Here is a 14,756-nt window from a genome sequence, read left to right as displayed (position 1 = left end):
CGTAGCCCGGATTAGGCGAAGCCGTAATCCGGGATCTTGGCTAAGCTTCTGGAATCGACATCAGACTGGCATTACCACCTGCCGCGGTTGTATCAATGGTCACGGTTCGCTCGTGGCACAAGCGCAGCAGATAATGCGGGCCTCCGGCCTTGGGGCCTGTGCCTGACAATCCTTCGCCACCAAAAGGCTGTAAACCTACCACCGCACCAATCATGTTACGATTAACATAACAGTTACCCGCGTGAATTCTGTCTTTGATATAATCCACCTGCCCGTTAATACGGCTGTGGATACCCAGAGTCAGCCCATAACCGGTGCTGTTAATGTCATCAATCACCTTATCAAGTTCTTTACGTTTATAAGAAACAACGTGTAGAACTGGACCAAACACTTCCTTATCAAGAGCCTTGATAGAGTCAATCGCTATCGCGGTTGGTGGCATGAAATACCCTGCCCCGCATTCCTCAGACAATTCGCATTGATAAATAATGTCGCAGGTCATGCGCATTCTGGCTACGTGTTCCTTGAGTATGGCCAAAGCGTCTGCGTCGATAACCGGACCCAGATCCGTGCTCAGCCATTGCGGATCACCCGGCTGTAGTTCAGCCATGGCGCCTTTCAATAATTCAATCATGCGCGGATAAACGTCTTCCTGTACGTAGAGCACACGTAAGGCAGAACATCGCTGACCCGCACTGCCAAAAGCTGAGGTCATGACGTCAACCACAACCTGTTCCAACAGGGCGGAGGAATCAACCAGCATCACATTCTGGCCACCGGTTTCGGCAATAAACGGGATGATTTCACCACCGCGACTGGCCAGACTTTTATTAATATGACTGGCTGTCTGAGTAGAGCCGGTAAAGAGTACTGCCTTAATTCGTTTATCCGACACCAGTGGCGCGCCGACCAGTTCACCGGATCCCGGTAACAGCTGCACAACAGCGTCTGGCACTCCGGCCTGACGCATTAATTCCACAGCATACGCCGCTATCAAGGGAGTCTGCTCTGCTGGTTTAGCCAGCACACAGTTTCCGCAGACGAGAGCCGCCACAACCTGACCTGTAAATATAGCCAGCGGAAAATTCCACGGACTGATGCACAAAACAGGGCCACGTCCATGCAGGGTTAATTCGTTTAACTCTCCGGTATAGCCCGTCAGACTTCGAGGCCTGCTCATCAAGGCACGTGCCTGGCTCGCATAATAACGGCAAAAATCGATGGCCTCTCTGACTTCGGCAACGCCATCGCCCCAGGTTTTACCTGCTTCGAGGCAGAGCATGGCCAATAGCTGGGAGCGATTTGCTTCCAGTAAATCGGCGTAACGCTCGAGACACTGCGCCCGCTCATCAGCGCTTTTCCTGCTCCAGGCAGGGAAAGCCAGAACAGCCTGCTCCAGTGCCCAGTCAATATCTTCCTGAGTAGAATCGATAACCCGGCCAATGGTTCGAGAGGGCTTTTGCGGTGAACTCACACTTCTATCAATAATCTGCCCGGTTTTTTGCCCCTTCGCCAGCAAGGGTTTTGCCTGCCAGTGTGCCAGTTCCATCGTGGCAAAGGTTTCCTTCAACTGATACACCACCTCACGATCGCTGAAATCGATGCCCTGAGAGTTTTTACGCTCAGGCATAAAGATGTCGCGTGGCAAGGGAATGTTCTGATTCATCTTATCGAGCAACGAACGCGCCTTACTGACGGGATCTTCAACCAGGGAACTGATAGGCGCCTTTTCATCCACAATGCGATTGACAAAGGACGAGTTCGCACCGTTTTCCAGCAATCGACGCACCAGGTAAGGCAGTAAATCCTCATGGCTGCCGACTGGAGCATAAATTCGACAGGGGATCCCCAGCTGCCGGGCCGGCACGATTTGCTCATACAGTTCGTTGCCCATACCATGCAGGCATTGAAACTCAAAGTCACGATAATCACCGACCAGATCAAGCACCATGGCAACCGTGTAGGCATTATGTGTGGCAAACTGCGGATATATGGCATCTGTCATGGTCATCAGTTTTTTGGCACAGGCCTGAAAGGACACGTCTGTGAATACTTTGCGCGTAAACACGGGGTATTCTGATAATCCCTGCATTTGCGTCTTTTTGATCTCACTGTCCCAGTAAGCGCCCTTGATTAAGCGAACCGTCATGCGTCGCTGGCGCGAGCGGGCCATGGCGGCAATCCAGTCGAGCAAATAGAAAGCACGTTTCTGATAGGATTGAACGGCCATACCAAACCCATGCCAGTTACCGAGGCTGTCATCGAGAAATACCCGTTCAATGACGTCAAGCGACAAATCAAGACGCTCTGATTCCTCAGCATCAATGGTCAGGGATATATCGTATTTCTTCGCGGCCTGCGCTAATTCCAGAAGTTTGGGCGGCAACTCATCCAGAACGCGCACACGATGCGCTTCCTGATAACGTGGATGCAGAGCAGACAGTTTAATGGAGATGCCGGCGCGCTGATAAATGGTCGCGTGTCTGTCGGCTTTGCTTCCAATGGCTTCAATGGCATTTTTGTAAGCCTGCAGATAACGGGCCGCATCGGCTTTGGTTAAGGCCGCCTCGCCCAGCATGTCGTAGGAATATCGATACCCCTGGGCTTCTTTTTTGCGGGCGCGGGACAAAGCCTCATCGATGGTGCGCCCCATCACAAACTGTCGGCTCATAATGCGCATGGCCTTTTCTACGGCTTTCCGTACTACGCCTTCCCCACTACGGTTAATCAGTTTGAACACAGCTTTGCTCAGCGTGTTGTCTGCCCGCTCAGGTGTCAGCACTTTACCTGTCAGCATCAAGGCCCAGGTTGTTGCGTTTACAAAAAAGGAGTCGCTTTGACCGCGGTGAGACTGCCAGTCGGCAGAGGTCAGTTTGTCTTTGATCAGGCGGTCGATGGTGGCGTTGTCAGGAACACGCAGCAACGCTTCGGCAAGACACATCAGAGCGATACCCTCATCACTGGACAGCGAGTATTCCGTCAAAAAAGAATCAATACCTGTCGTTTTTTTACGTTCAGAACGAACCTGCTCTACCAGACGGGTAGCCCGATTGCGTACAGCGTGAACCCGTTCATCGCTGAGGCTGGCTTTCTCGATAAGTTCACTTACCCATACTGATTCATCGGCTCGATAAGCTTTGTTGATTAATGCACGATCGCCTTGCAGATGAACCGCTGCACTTCTTTCCAGCATAATGACCTCCAGTGGAATACTAAAAAAGCATGATATCAGAAACCAGGATATGATAACATTTTATCGAAAAATGCGTGTCAGACAGCCCATGATTCAGGCTAAAAACTAAACAAATATAAGACTTATTGACTGTTTTTTAACCTAAAGATCCCCTTAAATCCGCTCTTTTTTGATTTATTTTTGCACATATTGGGCCACGAAAGACCATATGCGGCATCAGCCTCCAAAGACAAGTATCTGATTTAACTATATTTAATTCATTCTGAGCAAGACCAATCCGTCTAATTTTACATTTGTCTCAATTGGCAATATAATGCTCACTCTTCGGTGGAACCTGTTTCACATGTTTTGACACGAAAAAATGGAGAGTTATGAATACTATTCTGAATATTTTAGCCGCGGCTTTTTTGACATCCAGCAACCCTGCGCCTGTCAATCACTCAGCGCAGCCAGATGCAAACGTGAACCAACAAGTACAACACCTGAGTCAAAAAGCTCCTCAACTGGACAAACGCGTACTCAAGCTTGCTCTTGTTGCATACAATAAAGCGTCATCCAAAGGAACCGTTAAAAAGCCGGTGTTAACCGTTATCGATTACTCTTTGCCATCTTCAAAACAGCGCATGTGGATTTTTGATATTCGTAAAGAGCGTCTTCTCTACAACACATACGTTGCCCACGGCACAAATTCCGGCACGAACATCCCCAGACATTTCTCCAATAAAATGTCCAGCCGGGAAACCAGCCTGGGAACCTACGTTACCAAAGATACCTACATCGGCTCAAAAGGTTTATCGTTGAATCTGGAAGGTCTGGAGCGTGGAATTAACGATAACGCGTATAACCGCCGCGTCGTTATTCATGGCGCATGGTATGTAGAACCTGATTTTATTAAGAAAACGGGACGTGCCGGCCGCAGCTGGGGCTGCCCTTCCATTGCCCAGACACTGGCCAAACCGGTGATCAACACCATCAAAGACGGTTCTGTTGTATTCGCCTACTATCCTGACAAGTACTATCTGTCACATTCAGGCTACGCAATGGCCTGAGGCTAAAAAACAAAAAGCCAAGGCAAAAGCCTTGGCTTTTTTCGCAGTCATCCTGTACGAACGTCCTGTTCGCGTATCTCATCCGTGAGAATCATTTCCGTATGCTAACAAATCCATTTGCATGGCCCCAAATCCTTTGAAGCCACCTCCACAATCTATCAACCCCTCTCAAAGTAATCAAGGCACAGTTTGCCCGAAAATAAATCGAAACAGGGCGCGCAAAGAAAATTTAAGATATTAAATTCAATGAGTTGCGTTTTTTCTTCCTGTGACCCACGCGAAAATATACGTATTTCTCAATGAAATTTGAGATATTTCTTGGGTATATTTAAGACGGGACGCATCAAATCGATACCTCCTGCTGCCTGAAACATCGATTCATCCATTTAGTCAGAAAGATCAAGGCAGACCTCAGAAAAAACAGGGCCAGATGCCGGCAAAAAAAATAAAAAAACCTGACAAATCATAGTGATAGGTTTTAGCGCCGCTTTTAAGCCTGTTTGCTGCTTGCTAAACGCCATGATTGTGATAATTTATAGCATAATTGTATATAACCTGCCTCCATCTGGACCATCATTTCAGAGTTAACAACATGAATCAGCAAAACGAACTGGTTAAAAAAGATAAACAAGCAATTATCGATTGGTTAATTGAGCATTTTCCAAATGCATTTTTCAAAAAGGGTAAACAGGTTAAACCATTACAGATTGGTATTTTTGATGAGATTATAGAGTTTTACGAGCGACTCGACTCCCCTGCCTTCAGTAAAAAATCCCTGAGGGAAGCATTAAGTTATTACAGTTCATCGCCAGCCTACCTGCTGTGTCAGAAAGTCAACACCGCCCGCATTGACCTGTATGGTAACGAAGTGGACGTGGTCAACGAAGAACAGGCCAAATACGCCCATCAACGCTACCAGCAGCGCTATGTCGAGAAAAAGACTCAGGGCTTAAAGCAGGACATCAAATAATTAACAGCTACGGACTCCTGCAGGCTGGCTGAACGACTCAATGGGTTGTAAGACATGCCTCGCAGGCCCACCACATCCAGACCAAAGCGCCGTGCCTGAGCGGCGAGCTCGCCAGGTTTAATAAATTTATTGTAATCGTGTGTCTGCCGAGGCAGCAGGCCGAGAAGATACTCCGCCCCGACAATCGCGGTGGCATAAGCCATCCAGGTCCGGTTGATGGTCGACAACAGGAGAAACCCGCCTGGCTTCAGCAGTCGCACACAATGCTCAATAACCAAAGCAGGATCGGGTACATGCTCCAGCATTTCCATGCAGGTGATCGCATCAAAGGGCTCAGCCTGATAGTCTTCGAGGCTGACACATTGATAATTAATCGCAGGATAGGTCTCTCGGGCATGCGCTATTGCACAGTCGATCACCGACTGTTCCGCATCAATGCCACTGACCTCGGCACCACAGGCCGCCATGGACTCAGACAGAATTCCTCCGCCACAACCGACATCCAGGACACGTTTATCACGGAGATCGACATATTGACGGATAAAATCAAGACGCGCTGGATTGATGTCATGAAGGGTTTTTAAGGCGCCATTGGTATCCCACCACTCATTGGCTATCTGAGCAAATTTTGCGATTTCCTGAGGATCAATGCTTGTTGTATGTGTCATGGCAACTCAATAAGTCCAGTAGACTGGAAGTATAATTGAAAAAAATCGGCCATGCCAACGGTACTATTACTATTTCCATTTAGTTTTGACATGTGAGACAGACATAAGCAGCAGGCTGGGCCAAGGCCTAACCTGCGTCATGGCAGGATCGTTGTGATGGATATTGGCTCAATCCAGCCCGCAATAGAAATACATGCGTTGTTTTAAATCATTTGGCGCTCTAGCCCGGTGCCAGCGTATTCAGCACAACGCCCAGAGTCCAGTCGCTTTGTTGATTAGCAGACAGGTATTGGATGTTTTGATCAGGCCTGAGACCGTATCCTTCCACCATCAACGCATAATAGTACGAAGAAAAAAGACAATCGCCATACAGATAATCATCGCTCGGATAACTGGCGATCAGACTGGACCATGGTTGCTGACACACCTGAGCATCGCCTTTGTTCAACAATTGCTCGGAGGTAAACTGCTGCTCACGAAAAGAAAACAGTGGTCCTTTTGCCATCTCAACCATGCCACCGATTGCGTACCAGTCTGACACGGTAGTGCGGGATATACCTGGCTGAACCACCCCATCCACCTGGTGAACTGATTTCACTAATGTGGACACGTTACGCTCGCAGGCGTAGGCATTACCCTGGGCCAGCTGACCATCAGGCAGCTCGTAACCGGTTGAAAAACAAGGCGAGGAGTTCAGAAACTGATGCGCTACTTCCGTCTGACCAAGTCCCAGAAAACTACGGACAAACAAGGTGAGGCGCTGACCATTGACATGAACCTGACGCAGGCTGTCCGGATCCAGGCTGCTGCTGTCTGTTACAGGAAAGGAAATCTGTACCGATGCACCACCAAAGTCCATGACGCCAACGAGGGCACGTTCATTCGTCAGCCCTCCCGTTTGATAGTTCACAGCCAGCCAGCCAAATAAACCTTCATCAGAACCTGTAATCGTTTTGGCCTGCACCAGTTGTACATCGGATTGATGGTCAAACCAGTCCCGTATCAGTGCATACATTTTTTGCTGTCTCGGCTGAGGTAACAGGCGCATACCGGCGGTTGCGTAAAAATAGACGGGAATATTGTGGATGGTCAAGCCTGTAAACAGGCTGTCCAGACTGGCATCTAAGGCGCTTTTCTGGCTCTCAAGTGAAGCGATGCCTGGGGTGCTTTTTTTTGACCAGCGCTCGGTAATATTCACCGGCGCCTGATTAGCGTCGAGGTCGTAGGAATATACGTGAAGGCGGGATCCGGTACTCCCGGCATCAACCACCGCCACGCAGTACTGCTGTGGACATTCTGCTGACAGCGTCTGTGCTGTTACCTGAAAGGAAAAACCCGACAAACCTAGAAAAAACATCAGATAGCGCATAAATAGACTCTGCCGAAGATAAGTGCCGACAGTATGCATTATGACCAATTTTATGTCAATCAATTTAACAGTTGGCTGTAGGGCGGTCCCGTCTTGATTTGAACGAAATTAATCCGTTGGCACCATGCCACCCTCCCCTCATCCCCAGCCCTTCTCCCCCAGGGGAGAAGGGAGCAGATGGTGCCAACGGATTAATTCCATTTCTCCTGTAACAGGCTCAACGATAGCAAAGCGGTTTGTCCATCGGCGCCCTGCTGGGTAAATCTACCGTTATCATGCCACAATCCATCGTATTGAACATGGCAATGTGCGCCTGCTGCATTCGTTCCGTTACTGGCTGATGAGGAAAATGATAACGATTATCAAATCCGGCCGAAATAATGGCGTAACGGGGAGAAACCTGTTGAATGAATTCTGGTGTTGACGAGGTTTTGCTGCCATGGTGCGGCAGGATCAGCACGTCTGAGATCAACTCGTCTGCCCAGGTCGAGGCCAGATAGTGCTCCGCCCGTGACTCTACATCGCCAGGGAGAAGAACCGAACCCCCTGCGCTGCGAACCTGCAAAACGCAGGAGGAGTTGTTTTTAGCGCGAAACACATTCCTGATAGACAGAAAGCGAAAGGAAACGCCATCCCATGTCCAGGCAGGGTATTCATGACAGCTCTTGCCCCGCCGATAAAACGAAGGATTGTCAACCAGCAGTTCCGCCGCAGGAAAGCGCTTTTCCAGTGACGCCAGTCCACCACGATGATCCATATCGGGATGGCTTATCACAATCTTATCCAGTTTCCCTATCCCCTGCGTCGCTAAAAAAGGAATAATCACCATCTTTCCCATATCACTCCCCTTATAAAACTTCATCCCCGTATCGTACAAAAGACTGTGATGAGCTGTTGTAATCAGCACGGATAAGCCCTGACCTACATCCAGAACCCGCACGCGCGCCTCCCCTGCCCGGCTTTGGTAATAAGCCGGATGAACAGCCGTTATTAACAGAACAAATGCGTAGGGACGCAGGGAGGAAATCGGTAAAAAAAAGAATAAAAACAATGAGATCATCAACGCCGGCAACGACAGAGAACTGGCCAGCGTTACGTCCAGATTAATCATTGACAGACGATCCACCCAGGCCAGAAATATCATCAGTATTTTGATGGCGTATGTCAGTGGCAGCATGGTCCAGGCTGGTGGTGAAAACAGGCTCAGCAACAACGCAGTCAGAGACAGGGGTACGATCACATAGCCCACCAGTGGAATGGCAACCAGGTTAGCCAATAATCCATCTACGGCACCATAAGAAAAGAAAAACAAGGTGACGGGCATCAGCCCGATCAGGCAGGCCAGTTGCAGAACCAGTGCTTTTTTATATCCGCTGACTGGAAAACGCTGGCCACAGGCAATCAAAACCGCTACGGCAAGAAACGACAGATAAAAACCAGACAGCAACACCGCGTGCGGTTCGATGATGATGACAAGCAGCAAGGCGTAACGCCAGGTTTGCCACGCGCTCAGGCGCTGGCTGAAAAAATACCGCAGCAGCACCAGACAAAAGGCAAACAAGGCACGCTGAGCCGGCACAGAAAACCCGGCCAGCAAGGCATAGGTAAGCGCCGTAACAATCCCGGCAACCGCGGCAGCCTGCACGGCCGGACGATACAGGCACAAACGGCTGGAGCCCAACCACAACCAGTAGACGAAACACGAGGCCAGACCAGCCACAAGGCTGATATGCGCACCGGAGATAACCATCAGATGCGTTGTCCCCGTGCGCCGAAACAAATCCCATTGCGCCTGATTAAGGTGCTGCGTCAGGCCCAGTGCCAGTGCCTGAGTAATGCCGAGGGTGCCCTGGTCTGGCAGGATATGTTCCAGCTTTTCAGCAAGGCGCGCCCGCAGGGCAGGCAGCGTGAATGATTGCGTCGCGTCCTCTAGCAAAACGGCCTGTCCGCCTTTCAGATAACCTGTCCAATGGACGTGACGGGCAGACAGCATGCGACGATAGTCAAACTGCCCCGGGTTTCCTGCTGCCCGCGCCTTCTTCAATTTAACCTGTAAACGCCAGCGTTGACCAATCGAAAACTCAGGACAATGACGGTAGCAGGACAGCAACACCCTGGCTTGAACAGGATCCGCATTCAGCCTGCTTACAGACAACCCAAACTGAACGCTGCCATCACGGACGACAGGAAGTGAGGCGATGCGGCCTGTGACACGGGCTTTGGGAATCAAGTCCGTATCAGGCATGGCGCGATCGCTGACCCACCACTGGTGCAGCAGCACCCAGAGAATGGCGGCTGCAAACCAGAGAAGAATACGCCAGTCTGCCTTTAAAAACAGAGCGGACAGCAGGAAGAGCAGCGGATACGGTGAGTGCGCGCAGGCAAACACAGTCCCGGCCAGAAAGCAGAGAATTTCCATGAGTTCGAGTTGGACGTTCGATTGGGTCGCTACTGTAGCGCAACCCGGATCGCTTCACAAGCATGGAAAATAAAGACCAGGGAAGCCCCATCAAAACCGATATGAAGCGATAGCACACACCCTCATCCCCAGCCAATCTCCCTCAAGGAAGAAGGGCGCAGTTTGATGGGACAGCCCCGGATGAAAGACATCTTACACTGGATCTATACGCGTTCCCGGTATACCGAGCACCAGATCGGCGCCATAGGCAGTCGCGGGCGTCTGGAATCCGGCCTTGAGCTGCCCCGCGATAATTTTCTGCAGGATTAATACCACGGCCTGTGCGGTCACATCATAGCCGTTAATGGTCGTCAGCAGCGCCCGCGCCTCCTGACCACCGGGATTACGGGCAATGCCAAGAATAAGGGCTTCGCTTTGTTGTCTGGCCGCGGGACTCGGCCCCTCTGGCAGATGGTTTATCTTGTTTTGCAGATAACGCATGATGGGCGGCCATTTAAGCAGGCGTTTAAACGGATTCAGATAATGCCCGTAACGTATCAGGTTTTTGGGAAAAACCATCCAGACTTCGATATGCGGAATGCGCGTGCTCCACCAGGCCGATGCAATATCGCCCCAGGATATCGCCGCGCAGAGGCGTTTTTTTTGTGGCGTAAACTGAAACTCACGGCCACGTGGCCCCTGATAAGCCTGTATTTTGCCATCATGGCGAATCATACTGCTTTCTGACAGCCCCTCCAGCATTGTTCTGGCCGTTCCTCTGGACAGTCCCAGCTCCGTCCCCCCCTTGTTTTGCGAACCTGCAATGGCCAGGGTCAGTTCGATGGCGTCCGGCATCCGGTTTTTTAAAAAAAAGGCCAGGCAATCACTGGGTACGACGTCAAATCCAGCACCGGGCAACAGCATGACACCGGCCGCCAGCGCTTTTTCATGCCAGGCGCTCATCCCCTGAATAACCTGATATTCTCCGGTTATATCAAGATAATGTGTCCTGCTGCTGAGGCAGGCACTCACCATGGCCTGCCAGGTATGAGCAAAGGGTCCGGCGCAGTTGACCAGCACCAGGCAGTCCTGTAAGGCGGCTTCGCATTGCCCGCCGTCTTCAATCGGAAAGGCCCGATGCTCAAGCTGTAACGTCTGGGCCTGCTCAAGCAGCTTTTGCTCATTACGTCCGGCAAGAACAGGTTTCAGCCCCTGTCTGAGACACTGCTCGACAATCAGTTTGCCCGTGTAGCCGTATGAACCGTAAATCATGATCTGTGTTTTATTCATCATGGAATCCTTTTAAATATGCTCACAACACGGATGACGCGCCGTGTCATATATTTTATATAACACACCCATGCTATCGTCCCGGTAGTTTAACCTGGCAAAAAATACTTATATACAATAAGATATATATTAACCTTATCAAGATGGATATGACTCATGATCATTTCAGCATTGAATGAACACCCTGAGGATACTCGTGTCGCGATTACACCTAATGCCGTCAGGCACTACAACAAGCTGGGTGTACAGGTCTTTTGCGAAAAAGACGCAGGCCTGGCGTCCGGATTCCATGATTACGACTATCAGGAAGCCGGCGCAACCGTCGTTGCAAAACGGGCAGAGCTGCTGGCAAAAACCAATATACTGGTTTGTGTGAGCGAACCCAGACCAGCTGACCTCGCAGGTTTGCCGGCACAATCCCTGATTATCACCCACGCCGATAACAGCCAGGACAGTGCCTTAATCGACTGGTGCCGACAGCAGAAAATCAATCTGTTTTCCATGAACATGATCCCACGTACCAGCCGCGCACAAAGCATGGACAGCCTGTCTTCACAGGCCAATCTTGCCGGTTATCGTGCGGTTCTGGAAGGCGTCAGCCATTTCAATCGAGCCGTACCCATGATGATGACCGCCGCCGGGATGATTCATCCCGCCAAAATTTTGATTCTGGGTGCCGGTGTGGCGGGTCTGCAGGCCATCGCAACCGCTAAACGACTGGGAGCCGTGGTATACGCCTTTGATGTCCGGCGTGCAGCCAAGGAACAGGTCGAAAGTCTCGGTGCTGAATTCATCGAAGTCAGCGACACACAGGACAACGAAACCAGTGGCGGATATGCACGGGAAATGAGTGACGAATACAAGGCGAAACAGGCCGAACTGATTCAGCAGTATGCCCGGCTTGCGGATATCGTTATCTGTACCGCTCTTATTCCTGGACGCCCTGCACCAGTCCTGATCAGCAAGGACACGGTTGAACTCATGAAAAAAGGCTCGGTTCTGGTGGATCTGGCAACCTCACGTGGCGGTAACTGCGAGTTAAGCCAGCGCGACAAAGTGATCAGACACAATGAAGTAACCCTGGTTGGCTACAGCAACATGGCAGGCTATGTACCGGCTACCGCCAGTGAACTGTACAGCGGCAATCTGGTCAACCTGATGCGCCTGCTCATACCCGAAAACGATAAGCTGAACATTAACCCGGACGACGACATCATCAGACAGGCCATGCTGTGTTATGACGGTCGTTACCTGCCATTTCAAACCACTGCGGAGGTCTAACATGCTGGACTCAGCTTCGATTACCAACCCCTACATCGCCATCCTGACGATTTTCGTTCTGGCCTGCTTCGTAGGATATTACGTTGTATGGAAAGTGACGCCGGCTTTGCATACGCCCCTGATGTCCGTTACCAACGCCATTTCCAGTATCATCATTCTGGGTGCGCTGATTGCCGCAGGAAGTCAATTGACCGGCAGCATTACCTGGCTTGGCGGGCTGGCGATCTTCATTACGTCCATCAATATTTTTGGTGGCTTTGTGGTTACGCAGCGCATGTTACGCATGTATAAAAAATAACAAAAAAAGGAAATCGTCATGACGTCATTGATTTCATTGTTTTACCTGATTGCCGCTGTGTGCTTTATTCTGGCATTGAAAGGACTGGCCAGTCCGGCTACATCCCGGCGCGGTAACTGGCTGGGTATTTTCGGTATGGCGATAGCCATTGGTTCCACGCTGATGATGCCCTCCACTCACCATCATATGTTACTGATCGGCCTTATCATCGCGGGCGGTATCATTGGTACGCTTATCGCGATAAAAATCAACATGACCGCCATTCCACAGCTGGTTGCAGCCTTCCACTCGCTGGTTGGTCTTGCTGCGGTTCTGGTGGCTTTCTGTGCTTTCCTGTCGCCGGAAGCCTTCCATATAGGTGAGCCTGGCGCGATTGAAAAAGCCAGTCTGATTGAAATGAGTCTGGGTCTGATTATCGGTGCCATTACCTTTTCAGGCTCTATCATTGCCTTTCTTAAGCTGCAAGGCCTCATGTCTGGTCAGCCACTGCGTTTTCCCGGTCAGGCAGCGGTTAATCTGCTGCTCGGCGCAGCGATTGTGGCCTTACTCGTTATGTTTGTGATGCAGCAGTCTCTGGCTCTGTTCATCACGCTGGCTCTGCTGTCGTTCTTAATTGGTGTACTGCTGATTGTTCCCATTGGCGGTGCGGACATGCCTGTGGTTATCTCCATGCTGAACTCCTATTCGGGCTGGGCGGCTGCCGGTATCGGTTTTACTCTGAGCAACAACCTGCTGGTCATTACCGGCGCGCTGGTGGGCGCGAGTGGTGCGATTCTGAGTTATATCATGTGTGTGGGCATGAACCGCTCTATTTTCAATGTGATTTTTGGCGGCCTGCAAAGCAACGCTGACGAACAGAAAAGCAGCGTGGACAGAACAGGGCAGCCGGTGCGTCAGGCTAACGGCGAAGACGCGGCCTTTCTGCTCAGCAACGCACGTGATGTCATCATTGTTCCTGGTTATGGTATGGCTGTTGCCCATGCGCAGCACGCGGTCAAAGAGCTGGTTGACGCGCTGGAAAAACGCGGGATCCGTGTTCGCTTTGCCATTCACCCGGTTGCCGGTCGTATGCCTGGTCATATGAACGTACTGCTGGCTGAAGCCAATATTCCTTACGATAAGGTCTTTGAGCAAAGTGAAATCAATCAGGATTTCACCACCTGTGACGTTGCCTTTGTCATCGGAGCCAACGACATCACTAACCCGGCAGCCAAAACCGATACGTCATCGCCTATTTATGGTATGCCGATTCTGGAAGTGGAAAAGGCACACACGGTTCTGTTCCTGAAACGCGGCATGTCGCCTGGTTATGCCGGCGTGGAAAACGAACTGTTTTACCGGGACAATACCTACATGCTGTTTGGTGATGCGAAAGTGATGACCGAATCCATCAGCAAAGGCCTGGCGGCATTATAATCCCTGCCGCCCGGGGCTGTCCCATCTTAATTTGAACGGAAGTTAATCAGTTGGCACCATCTGCTCCCTTCTCCCTTGAGGGAGAAGGGCTGGGGATGAGGGTGGAGGGTGTGGCGCCGTCTCGAGTAAATCAAGAATGCCGTCCACCACACTCTGTATATTTTTAAAATATCTCATGGTTCCATATTCGCAAAATTCGATATCCACAGCTTTCCAAATATTTGGTTCGTAGCAAATCATACTCAATAGCATCCATATGCTGACCATCATCAATCTCAATAACCAGTTTTTTTCACGGCACACGAAATCGGCGATATAATCGCCACGGATAAACCAATCCGGTACCGTATATCAATCTATTTCTTCGGGCCGTGCCACACCCACCACCCTCATCCCCGGCCCTTCTCCCTCAAGGGAGAAGGGAGCACATCGTGCCAACTGATTAACTTCCGTTCAAATTAAGATGGGACAGGCCTGCTGTTTTGCCTTGGGAGGATTGCCATTTAGTCGAATTTAGTGCACTATCTGCCTCTTTGATTACAATTAATTTCCTGAGAGAACAATGGCAAAAGAAGATCATATTGAAATGCTGGGCACCGTTATTGATACCCTGCCCAACACCATGTTTCGGGTAGAGCTGGAAAATGGCCATGTTGTTACTGCACACATTTCTGGTCGTATGCGCAAAAACTACATCCGCATTCTGACGGGAGATAAAGTCAAAGTCGAGCTGACGCCTTACGATTTGAGCAAAGGCCGTATTATTTTCCGCGATAAAAACTGATTCGAACTGTCCCGTATTGCGCAACTTCAATACGGGACGC

Annotated in this window: 12 protein-coding genes; 6 read left to right on the top strand and 6 right to left on the bottom strand. The window is 50.4% G+C overall.

Annotation, left to right across the window (positions count from 1 at the left end):
- Positions 1 to 40 precede the first annotated feature (40 nt).
- A complete protein-coding gene (putA, locus tag ACQUTA_RS03450; protein WP_444986803.1) occupies positions 41 to 3,193 on the bottom strand; it encodes a bifunctional proline dehydrogenase/L-glutamate gamma-semialdehyde dehydrogenase PutA in 3,153 nt (1,050 codons plus the stop codon).
- Between the two features lie 371 nt (positions 3,194 to 3,564).
- Between putA and ACQUTA_RS03445 the strand changes: the two genes are divergently transcribed.
- Positions 3,565 to 4,242, top strand: coding sequence for a murein L,D-transpeptidase catalytic domain family protein (locus tag ACQUTA_RS03445; protein WP_444986802.1), 678 nt, complete (start codon positions 3,565 to 3,567; stop codon positions 4,240 to 4,242).
- Between the two features lie 592 nt (positions 4,243 to 4,834).
- Positions 4,835 to 5,212 (top strand): ProQ/FINO family protein, encoded by a 378-nt coding sequence (locus ACQUTA_RS03440; protein ID WP_444986801.1) that lies wholly within the window; start codon positions 4,835 to 4,837, stop codon positions 5,210 to 5,212.
- Here ACQUTA_RS03440 and ubiG read toward each other — a convergent pair.
- The 4 genes from ubiG to ACQUTA_RS03420 form a co-directional block, all read right to left on the bottom strand.
- Entirely contained in the window at positions 5,185 to 5,880 is a 696-nt protein-coding gene (gene ubiG / locus ACQUTA_RS03435; RefSeq protein ID WP_444986800.1) for a bifunctional 2-polyprenyl-6-hydroxyphenol methylase/3-demethylubiquinol 3-O-methyltransferase UbiG, read from the bottom strand. The two genes, ACQUTA_RS03440 and ubiG, sit on opposite strands and share 28 nt — an antisense overlap.
- Positions 5,881 to 6,100: 220 nt before the next feature.
- Positions 6,101 to 7,249, bottom strand: a complete 1,149-nt coding sequence (locus ACQUTA_RS03430) for a multidrug DMT transporter permease (RefSeq protein ID WP_444986799.1) — start codon at positions 7,247 to 7,249, stop codon at positions 6,101 to 6,103.
- Positions 7,250 to 7,466: 217 nt separating this feature from the next.
- Entirely contained in the window at positions 7,467 to 9,668 is a 2,202-nt protein-coding gene (locus ACQUTA_RS03425; RefSeq protein ID WP_444986798.1) for a DNA internalization-related competence protein ComEC/Rec2, read from the bottom strand.
- Between the two features lie 192 nt (positions 9,669 to 9,860).
- Positions 9,861 to 10,940 carry a saccharopine dehydrogenase family protein gene (locus ACQUTA_RS03420; protein WP_444986797.1) on the bottom strand — a complete coding sequence of 360 codons (1,080 nt, stop codon included), beginning with the start codon at positions 10,938 to 10,940 and terminating at the stop codon, positions 9,861 to 9,863.
- Between the two features lie 153 nt (positions 10,941 to 11,093).
- Here ACQUTA_RS03420 and ACQUTA_RS03415 point away from each other — a divergent pair, with 153 nt between their 5' ends.
- Genes ACQUTA_RS03415 through ACQUTA_RS03405 form a run of 3 tightly spaced genes read left to right on the top strand, consistent with a single transcriptional unit; the run spans position 11,094 to position 13,932 of the window.
- Positions 11,094 to 12,218, top strand: coding sequence for a Re/Si-specific NAD(P)(+) transhydrogenase subunit alpha (locus ACQUTA_RS03415; RefSeq protein ID WP_444986796.1), 1,125 nt, complete (start codon positions 11,094 to 11,096; stop codon positions 12,216 to 12,218).
- Between the two features lies 1 nt (position 12,219).
- A complete protein-coding gene (locus ACQUTA_RS03410; protein WP_444986795.1) occupies positions 12,220 to 12,516 on the top strand; it encodes a proton-translocating transhydrogenase family protein in 297 nt (98 codons plus the stop codon).
- A gap of 18 nt (positions 12,517 to 12,534) precedes the next feature.
- On the top strand, positions 12,535 to 13,932 hold the full coding sequence (locus tag ACQUTA_RS03405; RefSeq protein ID WP_444986794.1) for an NAD(P)(+) transhydrogenase (Re/Si-specific) subunit beta: 1,398 nt from the start codon (positions 12,535 to 12,537) through the stop codon (positions 13,930 to 13,932).
- A 163-nt stretch (positions 13,933 to 14,095) separates the two neighbouring features.
- Here ACQUTA_RS03405 and ACQUTA_RS03400 read toward each other — a convergent pair whose 3' ends face one another.
- Positions 14,096 to 14,212, bottom strand: a complete 117-nt coding sequence (locus ACQUTA_RS03400; RefSeq protein ID WP_444986856.1) for a DUF559 domain-containing protein — start codon at positions 14,210 to 14,212, stop codon at positions 14,096 to 14,098.
- Positions 14,213 to 14,494: 282 nt separating this feature from the next.
- On the opposite strand from ACQUTA_RS03400, the gene infA reads away from it, so the two are divergent.
- Positions 14,495 to 14,716 (top strand): translation initiation factor IF-1, encoded by a 222-nt coding sequence (gene infA, locus ACQUTA_RS03395; RefSeq protein ID WP_028388397.1) that lies wholly within the window; start codon positions 14,495 to 14,497, stop codon positions 14,714 to 14,716.
- Positions 14,717 to 14,756 lie beyond the last annotated feature (40 nt).

The organism is Legionella navarrensis (assembly GCF_052527415.1).
The sequence above is the reverse complement of the archived record's forward strand: the minus strand, read 5'-3'. Positions and strand labels throughout refer to the sequence as shown.